Source organism: Antarcticimicrobium sediminis, from assembly GCF_004348975.1.
Lineage (GTDB): Bacteria > Pseudomonadota > Alphaproteobacteria > Rhodobacterales > Rhodobacteraceae > Antarcticimicrobium > Antarcticimicrobium sediminis.
In genome coordinates this window covers 262,866-282,365 of sequence record NZ_SMFP01000003.1, presented here as the reverse complement: position 1 = coordinate 282,365, position 19,500 = coordinate 262,866, and the positions used below count along the sequence as shown (strand labels likewise).

At 65.1% G+C, this 19,500-nt stretch carries 16 protein-coding genes; 8 read left to right on the top strand and 8 right to left on the bottom strand.

Going from position 1 to position 19,500, the window contains the following annotated elements; translation table 11 throughout:
* Positions 1 to 6 precede the first annotated feature (6 nt).
* From E1B25_RS06855 to E1B25_RS06840, 4 genes are read left to right on the top strand one after another with little or no spacing between them, the layout of a single operon-like run.
* Complete coding sequence (locus E1B25_RS06855; RefSeq protein WP_132828017.1) at positions 7 to 930, top strand: branched-chain amino acid ABC transporter permease; 924 nt, start codon at positions 7 to 9, stop codon at positions 928 to 930.
* The gene (locus E1B25_RS06850) at positions 930 to 1,904 is read left to right on the top strand and encodes a branched-chain amino acid ABC transporter permease (protein WP_165937564.1); all 975 of its coding nucleotides are present in this window, start codon (positions 930 to 932) and stop codon (positions 1,902 to 1,904) included. The genes E1B25_RS06855 and E1B25_RS06850 overlap by 1 nt, the downstream gene beginning before the upstream one ends.
* Complete coding sequence (locus E1B25_RS06845) at positions 1,901 to 2,644, top strand: ABC transporter ATP-binding protein (protein ID WP_132828016.1); 744 nt, start codon at positions 1,901 to 1,903, stop codon at positions 2,642 to 2,644. Before E1B25_RS06850 ends, E1B25_RS06845 begins: the two co-directional genes overlap by 4 nt.
* Positions 2,645 to 2,647: 3 nt before the next feature.
* The gene (locus tag E1B25_RS06840; RefSeq protein ID WP_132828015.1) at positions 2,648 to 3,349 is read left to right on the top strand and encodes an ABC transporter ATP-binding protein; all 702 of its coding nucleotides are present in this window, start codon (positions 2,648 to 2,650) and stop codon (positions 3,347 to 3,349) included.
* A gap of 163 nt (positions 3,350 to 3,512) precedes the next feature.
* Here the strand turns inward: E1B25_RS06840 and E1B25_RS06835 are convergent, their stop codons facing one another.
* The 4 genes from E1B25_RS06835 to E1B25_RS06820 are packed head-to-tail and all read right to left on the bottom strand — an operon-like array spanning position 3,513 to position 8,797.
* Entirely contained in the window at positions 3,513 to 4,286 is a 774-nt protein-coding gene (locus tag E1B25_RS06835) for an enoyl-CoA hydratase/isomerase family protein (RefSeq protein ID WP_132828014.1), read from the bottom strand.
* A gap of 17 nt (positions 4,287 to 4,303) precedes the next feature.
* The gene (locus E1B25_RS06830; protein ID WP_132828013.1) at positions 4,304 to 5,431 is read right to left on the bottom strand and encodes a CaiB/BaiF CoA transferase family protein; all 1,128 of its coding nucleotides are present in this window, start codon (positions 5,429 to 5,431) and stop codon (positions 4,304 to 4,306) included.
* Positions 5,428 to 7,575, bottom strand: a complete 2,148-nt coding sequence (locus E1B25_RS06825; protein WP_132828012.1) for a 3-hydroxyacyl-CoA dehydrogenase NAD-binding domain-containing protein — start codon at positions 7,573 to 7,575, stop codon at positions 5,428 to 5,430. The genes E1B25_RS06830 and E1B25_RS06825 overlap by 4 nt, the downstream gene beginning before the upstream one ends.
* 13 nt (positions 7,576 to 7,588) lie before the next feature.
* Positions 7,589 to 8,797, bottom strand: coding sequence for an acetyl-CoA C-acetyltransferase (locus E1B25_RS06820; protein WP_132828011.1), 1,209 nt, complete (start codon positions 8,795 to 8,797; stop codon positions 7,589 to 7,591).
* A gap of 347 nt (positions 8,798 to 9,144) precedes the next feature.
* Here E1B25_RS06820 and E1B25_RS06815 point away from each other — a divergent pair, with 347 nt between their 5' ends.
* Complete coding sequence (locus tag E1B25_RS06815; protein ID WP_132828010.1) at positions 9,145 to 10,776, top strand: GMC family oxidoreductase; 1,632 nt, start codon at positions 9,145 to 9,147, stop codon at positions 10,774 to 10,776.
* A gap of 6 nt (positions 10,777 to 10,782) precedes the next feature.
* On the opposite strand, the gene gph is transcribed toward E1B25_RS06815, so the two are convergent.
* From gph to E1B25_RS06800, 3 genes are all read right to left on the bottom strand, one after another.
* Positions 10,783 to 11,442, bottom strand: coding sequence for a phosphoglycolate phosphatase (gene gph, locus E1B25_RS06810; RefSeq protein WP_132828009.1), 660 nt, complete (start codon positions 11,440 to 11,442; stop codon positions 10,783 to 10,785).
* A 65-nt stretch (positions 11,443 to 11,507) separates the two neighbouring features.
* On the bottom strand, positions 11,508 to 12,434 hold the full coding sequence (locus tag E1B25_RS06805) for an MBL fold metallo-hydrolase (RefSeq protein WP_132828008.1): 927 nt from the start codon (positions 12,432 to 12,434) through the stop codon (positions 11,508 to 11,510).
* Positions 12,435 to 12,604: 170 nt separating this feature from the next.
* Complete coding sequence (locus E1B25_RS06800) at positions 12,605 to 13,549, bottom strand: class 1 fructose-bisphosphatase (RefSeq protein ID WP_132828122.1); 945 nt, start codon at positions 13,547 to 13,549, stop codon at positions 12,605 to 12,607.
* A gap of 468 nt (positions 13,550 to 14,017) precedes the next feature.
* Here E1B25_RS06800 and hemP point away from each other — a divergent pair, with 468 nt between their 5' ends.
* From hemP to E1B25_RS06785, 3 genes are all read left to right on the top strand, one after another.
* Positions 14,018 to 14,185, top strand: coding sequence for a hemin uptake protein HemP (gene hemP, locus E1B25_RS06795; RefSeq protein ID WP_132828007.1), 168 nt, complete (start codon positions 14,018 to 14,020; stop codon positions 14,183 to 14,185).
* Between the two features lie 121 nt (positions 14,186 to 14,306).
* On the top strand, positions 14,307 to 15,287 hold the full coding sequence (locus tag E1B25_RS06790; RefSeq protein ID WP_132828006.1) for an efflux RND transporter periplasmic adaptor subunit: 981 nt from the start codon (positions 14,307 to 14,309) through the stop codon (positions 15,285 to 15,287).
* Complete coding sequence (locus tag E1B25_RS06785) at positions 15,280 to 18,483, top strand: efflux RND transporter permease subunit (protein WP_132828005.1); 3,204 nt, start codon at positions 15,280 to 15,282, stop codon at positions 18,481 to 18,483. Before E1B25_RS06790 ends, E1B25_RS06785 begins: the two co-directional genes overlap by 8 nt.
* A gap of 74 nt (positions 18,484 to 18,557) precedes the next feature.
* Here the strand turns inward: E1B25_RS06785 and E1B25_RS06780 are convergent, their stop codons facing one another.
* Positions 18,558 to 19,421 (bottom strand): NAD(P)-dependent oxidoreductase, encoded by an 864-nt coding sequence (locus tag E1B25_RS06780; RefSeq protein ID WP_132828004.1) that lies wholly within the window; start codon positions 19,419 to 19,421, stop codon positions 18,558 to 18,560.
* Between the last annotated feature and the right edge of the window lie 79 nt (positions 19,422 to 19,500).

Genomic DNA, 19,500 nt, shown 5'->3' with positions numbered 1-19,500 from the left:
TTTGGTTTGGACTTTTCTCTGCTGATTATTCAGGCGTTGAACGGGGTGCAGCTTGGCTTGCTGCTGTTCCTTGTGGCCTCGGGGCTGACGCTGGTGTTCGGGATCCTCGATTTCGTCAACCTCGCGCATGGCTCGCTTTATATGATGGGCGCGTTCATCTGCGCCTCGCTGACCTTTCTGTTCGGGAGCTTCGTTCTGGCGGTGCTGGTGGCGCTGCCGCTGACCGGGGTGCTCGGATTTCTGGTCGAGCGTTTTGTCGCCCGCCCGCTGTATGACCGGGACCATCTGGATCAGGTGCTGGGCACCTTTGGCCTGATCCTTGTGCTGGACACGCTGGCGCATCTGATCTGGGGGCCGGCGGGGATTGCCGTGCCGCTGCCCGGCTGGCTTCAGGGACAGATCGCGATGAGCGAGACGCTGGTGATCCCGACCTTCCGGCTGGTGATCATCGGGGCCGGGCTGGGTGCCGCCGCCGGGTTGTTCTGGCTGGTGAACCATACCCGGCTGGGCATGCTGATCCGGGCGGGGGCGTCGAACCGGACCATGGTTTCGGCGCTGGGGATCGACATCCAGACCCTGTTCGCGCTGGTCTTTGCGCTGGGCGCGATGCTGGCCGGGCTGGCCGGGATGCTGATTGCCCCCATCACCGAAGCCTCGATCGGGATGGGCAACAACATCATCATCACCGCCTTTGTCGTCATTATCGTGGGCGGCATCGGGTCGATGAAGGGGGCGTTCATCGCGGCGTTGATGATCGGGCTGATCGACACCATGGGGCGGTCGTTTCTGGATGACCTGTTCAAGCTGTTCATGTCCTCGGACGCTGCCGAAAACTCGGCGCCCGCTGTTTCGGCCATGCTGATTTATATCATCATGGCGCTTGTTCTGTCCCTGCGCCCGCAGGGCCTGTTTCCGCCAAGGACGCGCTGATGATCTCTTTGACCCGCCGCAGCTGGCTGACGCTCGCTGTCATGGCCCTGTTGGCCGTTCTTCCGCCGGTGTTCTACCTGACGGGCAATCCCTATTACCTTGATCTGGCCACGCGGCTGGCGATCCTTGCCATTGCGGCGGTCAGTCTGAACCTGATCCTGGGCTATGGCGGGCTGGTGTCCTTTGGGCACGCCGCCTTTGTGGGGTTGGGGGCCTATGCGGTGGGGATCCCGGCGCATCACTGGCTGTATGGCGGGCTGGATTTTCTCGCCACCACCAGCGGCTTGGTGCAGATCCCGCTGGCGGTGGCGGTCTGTGCGCTTTTTGCTTTGGTGACGGGGGCGATCTGTCTGCGCACCAAGGGCGTCTATTTCATCATGATCACCATGGCGTTCGCGCAGATGATCTATTACCTGATCGTGTCGATCGAAGAATATGGTGGCGACGATGGGCTGGTGATTGATACCCGCTCAGAACTGCCGGTCGTGAACCTCGACAACCCGCTGCACCTGTTCGGGCTGTCCTATGTCGCGTTGGTGGTGGCGATGCTGCTGGTGCGGATGATCGTCAGATCCCGCTTTGGCATGGTGCTGCAAGGGGCCAAGGGCAACCCGGAGCGCATGGTGACGCTGGGCTTCAACGTCTATGCCTATCGGCTGACGGCCTATGTGATCTCGGGCGCCATGAGCGGCTTTGCCGGGGCGCTGCTGGGCAATTTCACCACTTTCATCAGCCCCGAGATGATGGACTGGTCGCGCTCGGGCGAATTGATGTTCATGGTCATCCTCGGCGGTGCGGCGACCACGCTGGGGCCGGTGCTGGGGGCCATTGTCTTTATCGTGGCCGAGGAAGCCCTGTCGTCGTTCACCATCTACTGGCACCTGCCGTTCGGGTTGATGTTGATGGCCGTCGTGCTGTTTGCGCGCGGGGGATTGATGGGGATGCTGCGCGGCCGCGGGGAGGATCGGGAATGAGCGTTGTTCTGGACATCGCAGGGCTGAACAAAAGTTTCGGCGGCATCAAGGCGACCGATGATCTGAACCTGAGCGTCGAGGCCGGAGAGCTGCACGCGGTGATCGGTCCCAACGGAGCGGGCAAGACGACGCTGATCAGCCAGCTTTGCGGGACGCAGACGCCCGACAGCGGGCGGATCCGGTTCAAGGGGCGCGACATCACCGGGATGAAACCCTATGCGCGGGCGCATCTGGGCATCACGCGGTCGTTCCAGATCACCTCGCTGATCCTGGAGATGAGCGTGATCGACAATATCGCCTTGGCGGTGCAGGCGCGGGACGGACATTCGTTTCGCTTCATCCGGGCGGCGCGCAAGATCGCGCCACTGCGGCGCGAGGCGATGGCGCTGTTGCAGCGGGTCGGGCTGGCCGACAAGGCGGAGTTGCCGACGGGGGCGCTGAGCCATGGCGAGCATCGCCATATGGAAATCGCCATCGCGCTGGGGGCGCAGGCGGATCTGATGTTGCTGGACGAGCCGATGGCCGGGCTGGGCATCGAGGAAAGCGCCGAGATGGTGACGCTGTTGCGCGACCTCAAGGGCAAACATTCGATCCTGTTGATCGAACATGACATGGATGCGGTTTTTGCCTTGGCCGACCGGATTTCGGTGCTGGTCTATGGTCACATCATTGCCACCGGCACCCCGGACGAGATCCGCAGCAATGACGCGGTGCAGCATGCCTATCTGGGCGAGGAATAACCGATGCTGGTACTCGACAAACTGACCACACATTATGGCTCCAGTCAGGCGCTGTTCGGCGTCGATTTGCGGCTGGAGGCGGGGCAGGTGGCAACGCTGCTGGGGCGCAACGGCATGGGCAAGACCACCACCATCAACTCGATCATGGGGATCGTGAAGCCAAGCGGCGGCTCGATCACCTTCGACGGGCAGGAGCTGGTCGGGCAGGCGAGCTTCAAGACCGCCAATCTGGGGCTGGGTCTGGTGCCCGAGGGGCGCCAGATCTTTCCCAACCTGACGATGATGGAGAACCTGATCGCCACCGCCAGCAACCATCTGGGCCACCCCGACCCCTGGACGGTAGAGAAGGTCTTTGCGCTGTTTCCCGAGTTGGAGACGCGGATTTCCTCGATGGGCAACCTGCTGTCCGGGGGCGAGCAGCAGATGCTGGCGATCGGGCGAGCGCTGATGACCAACCCCAAGCTGTTGATCCTTGACGAGGCGACCGAGGGGCTGGCCCCGCTGGTGCGGCAGAAGATCTGGCATGCGCTGAGCGAGATCGCGGCGCAGGGCATGTCGATCCTTGTGGTCGACAAGAACCTCAAGGATCTGTTGCGCATCGCCGACCGGCATTTCGTCATCCAGCGTGGACGGGTGGAATGGCAAGGCAGCAGCGCCGAGCTGGAGGCCAACGACGAGGTGCGGCAGAAATATCTCGGGTTCTGAGGTGCGGTGAGCGGGGAGCGGGGGCTGTCTGCCCCCGCCTCAGAAAGGGGGCTATCTGCCCCCTCGCGGCCCGGGGGCCGCTCCCCCCGAGAGTATTTCGGGCCAGAAAAAGAGCTGCCGGAAAGACGGGGCGGTGCAGGAATGCGGCGCCCCTTTGAGGGGCTCAGCGCCCTTTGAACACCGGCTTGCGCTTTTCGCGAAAGGCCATGACGCCTTCGATGAAATCGGCGCTGTTGCTCAGGGGGGTCTGTTCCATGGCCTCGGCGCTGATCGCGTCGCCATAGGAAAGTCCGTCCATCCGCCGTATCAGCCGTTTGGCGGCGGCGGCGGCGAGCGGGGCGCCTGTGGCGATGCGATCGGCCATGGCTTGGGTTGCTGCATCGAGCGTCTCGGCCGGGTGGAGTTCGTTCACCAGCCCCAGATCCTGCGCTTCTTGCGCTGGGATCTTGCCCCCTTCAAGGATCGCCTGCAGGGCGCGACGTGGGCCCATTGCGCGTTCCAGCAACCAGACATTGCCACCGTCGGGGATCAACCCGATCGCGGCAAAGGCCAGATAAAGCGTGGCGTCCTCGGCCATGCACACCAGATCGCAATTCAGCGCCAGCGCAGCCCCGATCCCGGCGGCAGAGCCGTGCACCTGCGCGATCCAGATCTTCGACGAGGCCGCGATGCCGGTGAGGATCGGGCGGTATTCGGTTTCGATCTGTTGGTGCACGGGGGGATTGAGCCCCTCGGTCAGGTCGGCCCCGGCGCAGAAGCCACGCCCGGCACCGCGCAGGATCACCACGCGCACGGCGGCGTCATTCTCCAGCTCGCAGACGGCGCGGCGCAGCGCATCGCGCAGGGCGGTGTTGAGGGCGTTGAAGGCTTGCGGCCGGTTCATCGTGACGGTGGCGATGGCGCCGTCGCGGGTGATGGTCAGGGCAGTGTCGGTCATGTCATGGCCTTTCGAGTTCAGGTCAGGGCACCGGCGGCGCGCAGGCGCACCAGCGTGTCGGCATCGCAGCCGGCCTCGGCCAGCAGGGCTTCGGTATCGGCCCCCGGTGCGGCGGGGCGGCCCGGCGGGGCGGCGGGGGTGCGGTCGAACCGCGGGGCGGGGGCGGCCTGGGTCACGCCATCCACGGATGTGAACGTACCGCGTGCGGCAAGATGGGGATGCGCGGGGGCCTCGGACCATGTCAGGATCGGGGCGACGCAGGCATCGCTTTCGGCAAAGATCGCGGCCCAGTCGTCGCGGGTTTTGCGGGCAAAGACGCGGGCATATTCGGCGCGGCGCTCGGGCCATGTCGCGGCGTCCATCTGGCTTGTCTTGTGATCCTCGGGCAGGCCAGCAAGGCGGACAAGTTCGGCGAAGAATTGCGGCTCCAACGGGCCAACCGAGAGGAACTTGCCGTCGGCGCATTCATAGGCGCGGTAGAACGGGGCGCCGCCATCCAGCAGGTTGGATTCGCGCGCCTCGCTCCAGTGCCCACGGGCGATCCATGTATGGATCAGCCCCATCAGCGCCGAGGCCCCATCGACCATGGCGGCATCCACCACTTGGCCTTTGCCAGAGGTCTGGCGCTCAAACAGGGCGGCCATGATGCCGAACACCAGGAACATGGTGCCGCCGCCGTAATCGGCGCCGATATTGAGCGGCGGGGTGGGCACGTCATCGGCCTTGCCGGTGGCGTGGAGCAACCCGGTGAGGCCGAGATAGTTGATGTCGTGCCCCGCCATCTGCGCCATCGGGCCGGTCTGGCCCCAGCCGGTCATGCGGGCAAAGATCAGGCCGGGATTGCGCGCGTGGCAATCTGTTGGCCCCAGCCCCATCCGCTCCATCACGCCGGGGCGGAACCCTTCGATCAGCACGTCGGCGCGCGCGATCAGGTGCTGCGCCGCCTCGATCCCCTCGGGCGTCTTGAGGTTCAGCGCGGCAGAGCGTTTGCCGCGATTGTTGATGTCGGTGGGGTCGGCGGCGGCCGATTTGCGGGCGATCAGCACCACCTCGGCCCCCAGATCGGCGAGCAGCTGACCGGCCAGCGGGGCGGGGCCGATGCCGGCCATTTCCACCACGCGCAACCCTTTGAGCGGGCCGCTCATGCCGCTTGCACCTGATCGCCGCGCAGTCTGTCCAGCGCGCTTTGCGACACCGTGAAACGGGGGCCGTGCTTGGCTGCTAGTTCGGCGGCGCGGGCGGCAAATTGGTCGATGCCGACGCCACGGATGAACTGGATCGCGCCGCCGGTATGGGCCGGGAAGCCGATCGCGAAGATGCCGCCCAGATTGGCCTCCACTTCCGTGTTCAACACCCCCTCGTCGAGGCAACGCAGGGTCTCGATCGCTTGACGATAGAGCAGGCGGTCGATGGCCTCCTGCACCGCGATGCCGCCCTTGCCACTGGCGAATTGGTCAAGCCCGGACCACAGCGATTTGGAGCCGTCGGCGGCATAGTCATAGAACCCGCCGCCATAGTGGCGCCCGCCGCGATCCTGTTCGATCATCGCATCGACAATCGCGCGCGAGGCGGTGTTGTCGGCGCCAAAGCCGCTTTCGCCCCCCAGCCGGGCATCCAGCGCCTCGTGTGTCTTGCGCACCTTTTGCGACAGCACCAGCGAGGTTTCGTCATGCACTGCCAGCGGCCCCACCGGCATGCCGGCCATCCAGCCTGCGCGTTCAAGCGCAACCGGAGACATGCCGTCGCGCAACAGCGCCAGCCCCTCGTCCAGATAGGTGCCGAACACGCGCGAGGTGAAGAAACCCCGGCTGTCATTGACCACGATGGGCATGTAGCCGATCTGCTGGACGTAATCATAGGCCTTGCGCAGGGTGTCCTGGCTGGTCTTTTCGCCCATGATGATCTCGACCACCTTCATCTTGTCGACCGGGCTGAAGAAATGCAGCCCGATGAAGCGGCTGGGATCGGGGCAGAATTCGGCCAGCACGGAGATCGGCAGGGTCGAGGTGTTGGAGCCATAGATGCCGCTGTCGGACAGTTGCCCGAAGGTGGCGCCGATCACCTTTTCCTTGAGGTCGATATCCTCGTACACCGCCTCGATGATGATGTCGGCGCCCGCATAGGCGGCGTCATCACTGGTTGGCGTGATCTGCGCCAGCAGCGCTGCTTTCTGCGCCGCGCTCATGCGACCGCGCTTGACCCGCTTGTCGGTGAGGGCGGCGGAATAGGATTTTCCCTTTTCGGCCTTGTCCATCTCCATGTCCTTCAGCACCACCGGCAGCCCGGCCGAGGCATGGGCCCAGGCGATGCCGCTGCCCATCATACCGGCCCCGAGGATGGCAGAGGATGTGGCGCGCCATGTCTCGCCCTTGGGGCGGACCTTGCCTGACTGGATCGCTTGCATCCCGAAGAAGAAGGTGCCGATGGCGGCCTTGGCCTGCGGGGTGACCAGCAGCGTGCAGAGGCCCCGGCTTTCGGTGCGCAGCGCCGGGTCAAAAGCGATCCGCATGGAGTTCACTGCGATATCCAGAATCTTTTCCGGGGCGGGCATCAGGCCGCGCGTGCGCTTGTACAGCATGGCCGGGGTGGCGACGATGGTTTGCCGCACGCGTGGGTGCAATGTGTCGCCCCCGGGATAGCGAAAGCCCTTTTGATCCCAAGGCTGGGTATGGGCGTCGGGATTGGCCTTGATCCAGGCCTTGGCGGCAGGGACCAGCGCCTCGCGGGTCTCGACGATCTCGTCGACCATGCCCTGTTCCAGCGCCGCCTGTGGCTTGACCGGCTTGCCCTCAAGCAGATGCGGCAGCGCCTTTTCCAGACCCAGCAGCGCGGTCAGCCGCACCACCCCGCCAGCGCCGGGCAACAGCCCCAGCGTGACCTCGGGCAGGCCGACGATGGCTTTGGGATCATTCACCACGATGCGGTGATTGCAGGCGAGGCACAGCTCGTACCCGCCCCCCAGCGCCGCGCCATTGATCGCGGCGACGACGGGCACCGGCAGTTTTTCCAGCGCGCGGAACGGCGCCTTGTTGGCTTCGACAAAGCGAAAGGTCTCTTCGTCGGCGCGCTCGATCGCGCGCAGCATGTTCAGGTCGCCGCCCGCGAAAAAGGTTTTCTTGGCCGAGGCAAAGACAACCCCGCTCAGCCCGTCTTCGCCCTGAAGCCGCCCGAGGATCTCTTCCATCATCTGGATATAGCGGCTGTTCATGGTGTTGGCCGACTGGCCCTCCATATCCAGCGTGATGGTGACGATGCCGTCTTGATCTTTGTCGTAGGTGTAATCGCTCATGCTCGTTCCCCCCTCACACGCGTTCGATGATGCTGGCGATGCCCATGCCGCCGCCGACGCACATGCAGATCAATGCGCGCTTGAGATTTCGCCGCTCCAACTCGTCCAGCATGGTCGAGACAAGGCAGCCACCGGTCGCGCCCAGCGGGTGGCCCATGGCGATGGCGCCGCCCACCACGTTCAGCTTCTCGTCCGGCACGTTCAGATCCCGTTGCAGCCGCAGCGCGACCGAGGCAAAGGCCTCGTTGATTTCCACGAGGTCGATGTCGTCGAGGCTCAGCCCGGCCTTGGCCAGCGCCTTTTGCGAGGCCGGGCCGGGGCCGGTCAACATGATGGTGGGATCGGTCGCGGTCAGCGCGATGGAAACCACCCGGCCGCGCGGGGTCAGCCCCAGATCCTTGCCCACCTGTGCGTTGCCCAGCAGGACCAGCGAGGCGCCATCCACGATCCCGGAGGAGTTGCCGGGGGTGTGCACGTGATTGATGCGCTCGACCTCCGGGTATTTCGCCAGCGCCACGTCGTCGAAACCCAGTGCGCCGGGCATGGCGAAGGAGGGCTTCAGCGCACCGAGCTTTTGCATGTCGGTGTCGGGCTTGATGAAATCGTCGCGTTCCAGAATCATCACGCCGTTCTCGTCGCGCATCGGCACGACCGAGCGGTCGAACCAGCCTGCGTCGCGGGCCTGCGCGGCGCGCTTCTGGCTTTCCAGCGCAAAGGCGTCCACGTCATCGCGCGACCAGCCCTCGATCGTTGCGATCAGGTCGGCACCGATCCCCTGCGGCACGAAACCGGTCTGGATCACGGTTTCCGGGTCTTCGGCAAAGGGGCCGCCGTCAGAGCCCATCGGCACGCGCGACATGCATTCATAGCCACCGGCACAGACCATATCCTCCCAGCCCGACGCGATCTTGGCGGCGGCGGTGTTGAAGGTGTCGAGGCCAGAGGCGCAAAAACGGTTGAGCTGCGCGCCGGGCACGGATTCGTCCCAGCCAGCCTTTTGCAGCGCGATCTTGGGCAGCACCGCGCCCTGTTCCATCACCGGGGTGACGCAGCCCAGCATCACGTCGTCGACGCGGGCAGTATCAAGGTCATGGCGGCGCTGCATCTCGCTGAGCAGACCACTCACCATATTGACGGGTTTCACCTCGTGCAGGCTGCCGTCCCGCTTGCCCTTGGAGCGCGGGGTTCGGATGGCGTCATAGATATAGGCTGTTTCGGTCATATCGGTCTCCTCCCAGAGGTCTGGCCGCCTGCCTCCGGTCGGGTCGGGGACGGGCTGGGCGTTGGCGCGGAGTTGAACAGGGCGGGCGGAATCCTGTCAACGCCGTCCCGGCGTCGCGCGGGGTCGTGACGTAACGATGTTTTTGGCTCTGCGCCGGGGCGGCGTTGACACAAGACCACTCCGCACCCCGCCTGCGCGCGCCTTTGGGCAAGCTTTGGCGCGGTGCCGGATCCGTCGGGGCGGGGGCTGGGTCTGCTGTGCGGCGTGCGCCGGGCTGACGCCACGTTTTTCTGGACGGGTGGCACGATGGTCCCTCTTGCTGGGGCCAAAGCGCAGGGGAGGGCGTCATGGAATTCGATTATGTGATCGTTGGCGGCGGCTCCGCCGGGTCTGTTCTGGCGGCGCGGCTGAGCGAGGATCCCAGCGCCAGCGTTTGTCTGCTGGAAGCGGGCGGAGCGGGCAAGCACATCCTGATCCGCGCGCCGGCGGGCGTGGTGGCGATGCTGCCGGGGTATGGCAAGATCAGCAACTGGGCCTATCAGACAGTGCCGCAAGCCGGGCTGAACGGGCGGCGCGGCTATCAACCCCGCGGCAAGGCGCTGGGCGGGTCGAGCGCGATCAACGCCATGCTTTATGTGCGCGGGCATCGCTCGGATTATGACGGCTGGGCCGATCTGGGCTGTGACGGCTGGTCCTGGGACGAGGTGCTGCCCTATTTCCGCCGCGCGGAGAACAACGAGAATGGGGCCGATGCGGTTCATGGCGGTGCCGGGCCGTTGCAGGTGTCGGATCAGAAGGATCCGCGCCCGATCAGCCGGGCTTTTGTCGAGGCGGCGACAGAGATGCAGCACCGCCGCAGCGCCGATTTCAACCGGGGCGACAACGAGGGGGTGGGTCTTTATCAGGTGACCCAGTTCCACGATCCGGCGCGCAATGGCGAGCGCTGCTCGGCGGCGGCGGGTTATCTGCATCCGGTGATGGACCGGCCCAATCTGACGGTGATCACCCGCGCCCATGCCACCCGCATCCTGTTCGAGGGCAAGCGGGCGACCGGCATCCTCTATCGGCAGCGGCGGCAGGAGAAGGCAGTGACAGCAAGGCGCGAGGTGCTCCTGTGCGGCGGCACCTTCAATTCGCCGCAGCTGTTGCAGCTTTCGGGGGTCGGGGCGGCGGATGATCTGCGCCTGCACGGGATTGATTTGGTGCACGAGCTGCCCGGTGTCGGGCGCAACCTGCAGGACCATCTGGATTTCATCCTATCCAGCAAGAGCCGCGACACGGACAACTTCGGCATCGGGGTGGGGGCGAGCCTCGCCATGCTCAAACACATTCTGCGCTGGCGCCGGGACGGGGGCGGCATGGTGGCCACACCCTTTGCGGAAGGGGCGGGGTTCCTGAAGACCGATCCGGGGTTGGACCGGCCCGATATCCAGCTGCATTTCGTGATCTCGATCGTCGATGATCATGCGCGCAAGCTGCATCTGGGCCATGGTTTCAGCTGCCATGTCTGTGCGCTGCGCCCCTTCAGCCGGGGGAGCGTAACATTGGCGAGCGATGATCCGCTGGCGGCCCCGGCGATCGACCCGCAATTCCTGTCCGATCCGCGCGATCTGCAGACCACGATCAAGGGGGCGAAGATGGCGCGCGCGATCCTGCAGGCCCCGGCGATGGCCCCCTATCAGGAGAAAGAGCTGTTCGGCATCCGCGACGGGATGAGCGATGCGCAATGGGAAAGCCATATCCGTGCCCGCGCCGATACGATCTATCACCCGGTCGGCACCTGCAAGATGGGGGTGGATGAGATGGCGGTGGTCGATCCGCAGCTGCGGCTGCGCGGGATGCAGGGGCTGCGGGTGGTGGATGCCTCGGTGATGCCGACGCTGACCGGCGGCAATACCAACGCCCCCACCATCATGATCGCGGAAAGGGCCGCCGACATGATCCGGGCAGAGGCCGGGCGGGTGGATCAGATCGCCTAGACGGGGTCAGACCGCCGTGCGCGTCAGCGCCTGTGCAACCAGATCGGGCAGCGCGTTGAACTGGCTGAAATTGGCCAGATGCGGCAGCGCCTCGACGGGCTGTTTGCGATAGCCTTCGGTGAACAGCAGAAAGGGAACGTGCGCGCGTTCGGCGGTTTCGGCGTCGACCTCGCTATCGCCAACAAAAAGCCCGTCTTGCCCCAGCGCCGCGAAGGCGGCCCGCAGCGGCGCGGGGTCGGGTTTCTTGACCGGCAGCGTGTCGCCGCCGATCACCACCTCGAAATGCCGGGCGAGGTCGAACCGGGCAAGGATGTCGCGCGCCGGAGCGGCGGGCTTGTTGGTGCAGATGCCCAAGGCGAAGCCCTGCGCCTTGAGCGTGTCCAAGGCCTCGTCCAGCCCCGGATAGGGCCGGGTGCGCGTGGTGCTTTCGGCATCGTAAAAGGCCAGCGTGCGGGCACTTAAATCCGCATGTCGGTCCATTGGCAGATCGCGGGCACGCATGGCGCGTTCCACCAGCTTGGGCAGGCCATTGCCGATAAAGCCGATCACCGTGGGCAGGTCCAGCGGGGCGCGGCCCTCGCTTGCCAGCATCTTGTTGGCGGCGGCTTGAATGTCGGGCGCGCTGTCCACCAATGTGCCATCAAGGTCGAAGATGATTGCGGTCATGGTGTCCTCTCACAGTTGAGCGTGCCGCCTGTCGCGGGCCGATACGCGGTCTGGTCTTTCTAACCTCAGGCAGTCTCGGGCACAAAGCGATACCCGTCGCCGTCGCGTTCGGCCCGGCCCAACCCGCCGTCGGGCAGGTGAAAGCCGATCAGGCGGGTCTGCTCATGGGCCAACTGGTCCAGCAGCAGGGTGCGGGTGGCTGCGGCGGTCTCCTGATCCTGATCAGAGCCAGAGTTCCAGCCGGGCCGGGCAAAGGCTAGATGGTGGTTGGCAATGGAATCGCCCACCACCATCACCGAGTCCGAGCCGGAGCGCAGCTCAAACGCCATATGGCCGGGGGTATGGCCAAAGGTGGCGCGGGCCGCGATGCCGGGCAGGATTTCTTCACCGTCGTCGAACAGGGTGATCGCATCCTCCAGCATCGCCAGCCGCCGCTTGGCGCCGACGGCAAAGGCGGTGCGCCCGCTGTCGATCGTGTTCACGGTTTCCGGGTTGTACCAATAGTCCCATTCGGCACGGCCCATCATATGTGCCGCCTCGGCAAAAAGCGGGTCGTCGAAATCGTCCAGCACGCCCCAGAGGTGATCCGGGTGGCCATGGGTAAAGACCACATGGGTCACTTCCTCAGGCGCAACGCCGGCGGCATCCAGCGCGGTGAGCAACTCGCCGGCGGTGGGTTGGAACGCATTGCCCGCGCCGGTGTCGAACAGCACCAACCGCGCCCCGTCGCGCAGCAGGGTCACGTTGCAATCGGGGGTGAGGGGGCTGAGTGGGTCGATGCCGCGCTCGGCCAGCAGCGGCGCAAGCTCGGCCTGCGGCATCGGGCCAAAGATGAAATCTGGCGGCAGGACAAGATGGCCGTCCGACAGGGTCTGAACCTGCAGGGTGCCGAATGTCAGGCTGGTTTCGGCCCAGACACGCGGCGCGCCAAGCCCGCCCAGTGCCAGCCCCGCGCCTGCGCCATGCAGGAATGTCCGCCGGGTGATATCCATGATGTCCTCCTCCTCTCCCCGGTGTGGGGCGAAGGTATGGTTGCATTCAAATATGTGAATGACAACGGCGGAAATACAGGTGGGGCAGGGAGAGATCGGGGCGGGAAGGATGGGCAGGCAGCAGGCGGCGGGGGCCGGAGGGGCAAGCCCCCCGCGCGGCCCCGCGCCCTTTATTCGGCGCGCTCGTGATAGGCGGTGACGCGATCCACCTTTTCCGGCGTGCCAAAGATCAGCGGGGTGCGCGCGTGCAACTGATCGGGGCGCTGATCCAGCAACGGTTTTGGCCCGGTGGTGGCGCGCCCGCCAGCCTGTTCGACCAGCATCGCGATGGGGGCGCATTCATAAACCATGCGCAGCCGGCCCTGCTCATACCCGGGGCGCGAATCGGAGGGGTAGAGGAAGATACCGCCGCGCGTCAGGATGCGGTGGGCTTCCGCCACCAGCGAGGCAACCCAGCGCATGTTGAAGTTTTTGGCGCGCGGCCCTTCAAGACCCAGCAGGCAATCGTCGATATAGGCGCGCACCGGCTTGGACCACTGGTGGTAGTTCGAGGCGTTGATGGCAAATTCCGACGAGGTTGCCGGGATTTTCATCCTGTCGCCGACCTGAACGAAACGGCCAGTCTGCGGGTCGCGCACAAAGCTGAACACGCCGTCGCCAAAGGTGACGACCAGCGCGGTCATCGGGCCATAGATGAAATAGCCCGCCGCGATCTGATCGCGCCCCGAGCGCAAAAAGCTTTCATCGGCCCCCTCCAGCGCCGGAAGGATCGAAAAGATCGTGCCGATGGTGACGTTCACGTCGATGTTGGAAGAGCCGTCCAAAGGGTCGATCGCCAGCGCCAATGCGCCGTCGGTGTCGATTTCCTGCACGGTTTCCTGTTCTTCCGAGGCGTACCAGCGCACCCCGGTGCCGGGCAGGGCGGCGGCAAAGGCCTCGTCCGCCATCACGTCCAGCGCCTTTTGGTTGTCGCCGTCAGAGTTGCTGCCAACCTCGACGCCAAGCGCGCCCTCCAGCGGTCCGCGGGCAATGGTCTGTGCCAGATCCGACGCAACACGGCTCAGGGCCTGCATCGGGGCCTCTAGGTGCGCCGGGATCATCCCGGCGGGGGCCATCAGGCAAGTCTCTTGTGTCAAGGCGTTCTCCTTCGGTCTCGGATAGCGTGGTGGTGTTGGCATGGGAGTAAAAGGAAATCGGGCTTTGTGAAAGCGAATTTGAATTTTCCGAGCGAACCGCCGCACCGCCACAACACAGGAAATGGGTGGGCATCGCGCGCCGGGTATGACCACGGGACGAGCAGAACGGCGCGAGGGGAGTTGTCGGTCTTTAACTTAGCAAAACGATCAGGTTGACAGAGGTGAGTCTTTTGGTCAGGTATTAGGCCTCCAGCCAACCCGCGTCGTGCCGGGTCAGCCATCCGCAGAACACGGGACCATGCCGATGCAAAGCCCAGCCGATACCCTGTACCCGCCCCGACGGCAGAGGGAGCCTATGCCCCGCGAACGAGGTGATCTCGCGCAGTGGTGCGGCCTGTCCGTGAATGCGGTGAACGAGCGTTTCGAAACCGAACCAAGGACCAGACCATGACCTGTCACTCTCTCACCACTGCTGGCCCCGACACCGTGCTGGCGCTGCCTGCCCATCGCGCCGAAGAATTGACCGGCGGCGGGCGGCTTGCCTATATTGCGCTGGGCGAGCAGATTTATACCCTGCGCATCACCCGGGCGGGCAAGTTGATTCTGACCAAGTGATCCCGGCCCGGGCGGGCGCGGCGTATGCGCGCGCGCCTACCTGTGCCGCAGCGGCGGGATTGCAAAACATTCGCCAATGTGCATCTGTATTTTCCCGATGCGGCGGTAGTAAGGATAAGCGATGCGGACTTTTATTTTGGCGTCAGCGCTGGTGGTTTTCGGGGCAGGACTGGCCCTTGCCGCGTCCGAACAGGCGGTTGAGCCGCGCGAAATCACCGAATGGAAGGCCGTGTTTGGCCGCGTCGAGGCGCGCGACATGATCCCGGCCCGCTCACGGATCGGCGGCACGCTGGTTTCGGTCGATGTGACCGAAGGCAGCACCGTCACCGAGGGTCAGGTGATCGCCGACATCTACGACCCCAAGCTGAACCTGCAACTCGCGTCGGTTCAGGGCGAGATCGACGCGCTGCTGTCGCAGCTTGACAATGCCGAGACCGAATTGAAACGCGGCGAGGATCTGCTGGCGCGCGGTGTTACCACGGCGCAACGGCTGGATGCCCTGCGCACGCAGGTCGACGTGTTTCAAAACCAGATTGCGGCGACCCGCGCCCGCAAGAACGTGATCGAGGAACAGGCCAAAGAGGGGGCTGTTCTCGCCCCCATGGCTGGCAAGGTGATCGAAGTGCCGGTGACGCGTGGCTCGGTCGTGATGCCGGGCGAGGCCATTGCCCAGATCGGCGGCGGCGGCTTCTTCCTGCGCCTCGCGGTGCCGGAACGCCATGCTGCGTATCTGCGTGAAGGGATCGAGATCCGCATCGGGGCCGACGGCGAAAGCAAGCCCGGGCGGCTCGCCAAGGTCTATCCGCAGATCGAGAACGGCCGCGTCATCGCCGATGTCGAAGTCGAGGGAATGAGCAGCGAATTCGTCAACGCCCGTGTGCTGGTCAGCCTGCCGGTGGGCAAGCGCGAGGCGCTGATGGTGCCGACCGAGAGGGTTCAGACCCGCATGGGGCTGGATTTCGTCACGGTGCGCGGCCCCGGTGGCGCAGCGGTACAGCGCGCCGTGGTTCTGGGCGAGAGCTATCCACTGGACGATATGCCGATGGTCGAGATTCTCAGCGGGTTGAGCGCTGGCGACGTGCTGGTGTCTGACCATGAGTGAGTATGGCAAGCAGGGGCTTGGCATCGCCGGCCGGCTGACCCGCGCCTTCATCCGTTCGCCACTGACTCCGCTGATGATCCTTGCCTCGCTGGCGGTGGGGATGGTGGCGCTGGTCAGCCTGCCGCGCGAGGAAGAGCCGCAGATCTCGGTTCCGATGGTCGATATTCACATTCAGGCACCGGGGTTGCGCGCCGAGGGCGCGGTCAAGCTGGTGACCGAACCGATGGAGACCATCGTCAAGGCCATCAACGGCGTCGAACATGTCTATTCCCAGTCGATGGACGACTACGCCATGGTCACCGCCCGCTTTCTGGTCGGCACCTCGGCCGATGCCGCCATCCTGCGCGTGCATGACAAGGTGCGCGCCAATTTCGACCGGATCCCGGTCGGCATCGCCGAGCCGCTGATCGTCGGGCGTGGCATCGATGACGTCGCCATCGTGGCGCTGACCCTGTCGCCGAAACCCGGTGCCGAGGCGATGACCGCCAATGACCTGACCCGTGTCGCCCGCCAGCTTCAGGTCGAGATGGCCAAGATTCAGGATGTCGGCCTGACCTATCTTGTCGGGGAAAGCCCCGAGGCGATCCGCATCGCCCCCGATCCCGACCGGCTGGCGCTGTTCGGGGTGACGTTGCAACAGCTGTCCGGCAAGGTCGAGGCCGCCAATCACGCCTTTGCCGCCGGAACGGTGCGCGACGGCGGCGAGCAGATTCCGCTGGTGGCTGGCGAAACCCTGCGCGCGCCCGCCGAGATTGGCAATCTGCTGCTGACCGCGCGGGACGGTCGCCCGGTCTATGTGCGCGACGTGGCCGATATCAGCTTTATCGCCGACAGTTCGGACAAGATCGTCTCGAACCTGACCCGGGACGCGGATGGCACCATCCGCCGCACCCCCGCCGTGACGCTGGCCGTGGCCAAGCGTGCCGGGGCCAACGCGGTGGTCGTGGCCGAGCAGGTGCTGCATCGCGTGCACCTGCTGGAAGACAGCCTGATCCCCGAAAGCGTGGCGGTCGAGATTACCCGTGACTATGGCGAGACGGCCAATGAAAAGGCCAACGAACTGCTGTTCCACCTTGGGCTGGCGACGGTCTCGATCGTGGCGCTGGTGCTGTTCGCGATCGGCTGGCGCGAAAGCATCGTGGTCGCCGTGGTGATCCCCGTCACCATCCTGCTGACGCTGTTTGCGGCGTGGATCATGGGCTATACCCTGAACCGGGTGTCGCTGTTTGCGCTGATCTTCTCGATCGGGATCCTTGTGGATGATGCCATCGTGATGATCGAGAATATCTCGCGCCACTGGGGCATGCCCGACAAGGCCGACCGCGCCACCAAGGCGATCCGCGCCGTGGCCGAGGTGGGCAACCCCACCATCGTCGCCACGATGACCGTGGTCGCGGCGTTGCTGCCGATGTTGTTCGTGTCCGGCATGATGGGCCCCTACATGAGCCCGATCCCCGCCAATGCCTCGGCGGCGATGATCTTTTCCTTCTTCGTCGCGGTGATCATCACGCCTTGGCTGATGCTCAAGATCGCCGGCGGTGCGCCGGTCCATCACGACGCGGCGGGCAGCCCCGGCGGCCGGTTGGGCAAGATCTATACCGCGGTTGCGCGACCGCTGCTGAAGACCCGGATGCGCTCTGGGCTGTTCCTGCTGATCACGGCCGGGCTCAGCTTTGGCTCGATGGTGGCGTTCTATACCAAGGACGTGACGGTCAAGCTGCTGCCGTTCGACAACAAGTCGGAACTGGCGGTGATGATCGACCTGCCCGAGGGCGCCTCGGTCGAGGCAACCGACGCGGTGGCGCAGGATGTTGCGCGCGCGGTGCTGGAGCTGCCCGAGGTGATTTCGATCCAGACCCATGCGGGGGCCACGGCGCCGTTCAACTTCAACGGGCTGGTGCGCCACTATTACCTGCGCGAACGTGCCGAGTTGGGCGACGTGCAGATCAACCTGCTGCCCAAGGGCGACCGGGACCGCACCAGCCACGACATCGCGCTGGACATCCGCGCGCGGATCACTGCGCTGGACGTACCGGCGGGCACCAGCCTGAAGACGGTTGAACCGCCCCCCGGCCCGCCGGTGATGGCGACCCTGCTGGCCGAGGTCTATGGCCCCGATGCGGACACCCGGCGCAAGGCCGCCCGCCAGATCCGCACCGCCTTTGAAGAGGTGCCGTTCATCGTCGATGTGGATGACAGCTTTGGCGAACAGAGCCGGCGGCTGCGCGTCACCATCAACTCTGACCAGATGGAGTTCTTTGGGGTTCAGGAATCGGATGTGTTCTCGACCGTCGCGATCCTGAACGGTGGTACCACGGTGGGCTATTCCCATCGCGGCGAGGGGCGCCGCCCGATCCCGATCCGGGTGGAGCGCGACAAGGCGGACCGGGTGGTGGACGAGCGGTTCCTCACCACACCGATCCCGGCCAATGTGTTGCCCGGCGCCCGCGGGGTGGTCGAACTGGGTGATGTGGTCTCGATCCGCGAAGAGCGGGCGTCTTTCCCGATCTACCGTCACAACGGACGCGCCGCCGAAATGGTGCTGGGCGAGCTTGCCGGCAGTTTCGAGGCCCCGCTTTACGGCATGCTGGCGGTGGACGAGGCGCTGGACCGGCAGGACTGGGCCGAGGGCACCAAGCCCACGGTGTCGCTGCATGGCCAACCCGAGGACGAAAGCCACGTCACCCTGCTTTGGGATGGCGAGTGGGAGGTCACCTGGGTCACCTTCCGCGATATGGGGGCGGCCTTTGCGGTGGCGCTGCTGGCGATCTATATTCTGGTGGTGGCGCAGTTCGGCTCGTTCCGGCTGCCGCTGGTGATCCTGACGCCGATCCCGCTGACCTTCCTTGGCATCATCGGCGGTCACTGGCTGTTCTCGGCGCCGTTCTCGGCGACCTCGATGATTGGTTTCATCGCGCTGGCCGGGATCATCGTGCGCAACTCGATCCTGCTGGTGGACTTCATTCGCCACGAAGGCGGCCCCGATACGCCGCTGGTCGAAACCCTGATCGCCGCCGGTGCGATCCGGTTCAAACCGATCCTGCTGACCGCGATCGCGGCGATGATCGGGGCGGTGGTGATCCTGGCTGACCCGATCTTTCAGGGGCTGGCGATCTCGCTGCTGTTCGGGCTGCTCAGCTCGACCTTGCTGACGGTGCTGGTGATCCCGGCGATCTATCGGGTGTTCAAGGACTGATCGAAACGCTGAATGCAAAAATGCCCGGGCGATTGCCCGGGCATTTCCGTTTTCGAAGGGCCTTGGTGGCGGGTCTATTTTAGCCGTTTGATCAGGCTGGAGGTGTCCCAACGGTTGCCGCCCATGGCTTGCACGTCCTTATAGAATTGATCGACCAGCGCGGTGACCGGCAGGCTGGCCCCGATCTCATCTGCAGTGGCCAGACAGATACCCAGATCCTTGCGCATCCAGTCCACCGCAAAGCCATGCTCGAACTTGTCGTCCAGCATGGTCTCGTGCCGGTTCGCCATCTGCCACGATCCGGCGGCCCCGCCGGCGATCACATCGATCACCGCGCGGCCATCAAGCCCGGCCTTTTCGGCGAAATTGATCCCCTCGCTCAGCGCCTGCACCAGACCCGCAATGCAGATCTGGTTGACCATCTTGGTCAGCTGCCCGGCGCCGCTCTCGCCCAGCCGCTTGATGGTGCGGCCATAGGCCTGCATCACCGGTTCGGCGGCACCATACTGCGCCGCCTCGCCGCCGCACATGATCGACAGCACGCCGTTTTCGGCCCCCGCCTGACCGCCCGAGACCGGCGCGTCGACGAAACCCAGCCCGGCGGCCTTGGCCAAAGCGTACATTTCGGTGGTGACTTTGGACGATACCGTGGTGTGATCGACGAAAATGGCCCCCGGTTTCATCCCGGCAAAGGCCCCGTCCGCGCCGGTACAGACCGCCCGCAAATCGTCGTCATTGCCAACACAGGCCATCACGAAATCGGCACCCGCAGCGGCCTCGCGCGGGGTCGGGGCCGCTGTGCCGCCCTGTTCGGCCGCCCATTTGTCGGCCTTGGCTTTGGTCCGGTTATAGACCGTCACCTCATGCCCGGCCTTTTGCAGATGCCCGGCCATCGGATAGCCCATCACGCCCAGCCCCAGAAACGCAATCTTTGCCATTCTCTAATCCTTTCGCTTCGTTCTTTGCCGGGCCGCGCCCGTTCGCCGCGACCTTAGCGGCCCCTATGGCGATCGGAAA

What these genes read in the sequence shown, in the direction of transcription:
- E1B25_RS06850 (WP_165937564.1), top strand. Translation starts at nt 930, where the DNA reads ATGATCTCTTTGACCCGCCGCAGCTGGCTGACGCTCGCTGTCATGGCC.
- E1B25_RS06845 (WP_132828016.1), top strand. Translation starts at nt 1,901, where the DNA reads ATGAGCGTTGTTCTGGACATCGCAGGGCTGAACAAAAGTTTCGGCGGC.
- E1B25_RS06840 (WP_132828015.1), top strand. Translation starts at nt 2,648, where the DNA reads ATGCTGGTACTCGACAAACTGACCACACATTATGGCTCCAGTCAGGCG.
- E1B25_RS06835 (WP_132828014.1), bottom strand. Translation starts at nt 4,286, where the DNA reads ATGACCGACACTGCCCTGACCATCACCCGCGACGGCGCCATCGCCACC.
- E1B25_RS06830 (WP_132828013.1), bottom strand. Translation starts at nt 5,431, where the DNA reads ATGAGCGGCCCGCTCAAAGGGTTGCGCGTGGTGGAAATGGCCGGCATC.
- E1B25_RS06825 (WP_132828012.1), bottom strand. Translation starts at nt 7,575, where the DNA reads ATGAGCGATTACACCTACGACAAAGATCAAGACGGCATCGTCACCATC.
- E1B25_RS06820 (WP_132828011.1), bottom strand. Translation starts at nt 8,797, where the DNA reads ATGACCGAAACAGCCTATATCTATGACGCCATCCGAACCCCGCGCTCC.
- E1B25_RS06815 (WP_132828010.1), top strand. Translation starts at nt 9,145, where the DNA reads ATGGAATTCGATTATGTGATCGTTGGCGGCGGCTCCGCCGGGTCTGTT.
- gph (WP_132828009.1), bottom strand. Translation starts at nt 11,442, where the DNA reads ATGACCGCAATCATCTTCGACCTTGATGGCACATTGGTGGACAGCGCG.
- E1B25_RS06805 (WP_132828008.1), bottom strand. Translation starts at nt 12,434, where the DNA reads ATGGATATCACCCGGCGGACATTCCTGCATGGCGCAGGCGCGGGGCTG.
- E1B25_RS06800 (WP_132828122.1), bottom strand. Translation starts at nt 13,549, where the DNA reads ATGGCCCCCGCCGGGATGATCCCGGCGCACCTAGAGGCCCCGATGCAG.
- hemP (WP_132828007.1), top strand. Translation starts at nt 14,018, where the DNA reads ATGACCTGTCACTCTCTCACCACTGCTGGCCCCGACACCGTGCTGGCG.
- E1B25_RS06790 (WP_132828006.1), top strand. Translation starts at nt 14,307, where the DNA reads ATGCGGACTTTTATTTTGGCGTCAGCGCTGGTGGTTTTCGGGGCAGGA.
- E1B25_RS06785 (WP_132828005.1), top strand. Translation starts at nt 15,280, where the DNA reads ATGAGTGAGTATGGCAAGCAGGGGCTTGGCATCGCCGGCCGGCTGACC.
- E1B25_RS06780 (WP_132828004.1), bottom strand. Translation starts at nt 19,421, where the DNA reads ATGGCAAAGATTGCGTTTCTGGGGCTGGGCGTGATGGGCTATCCGATG.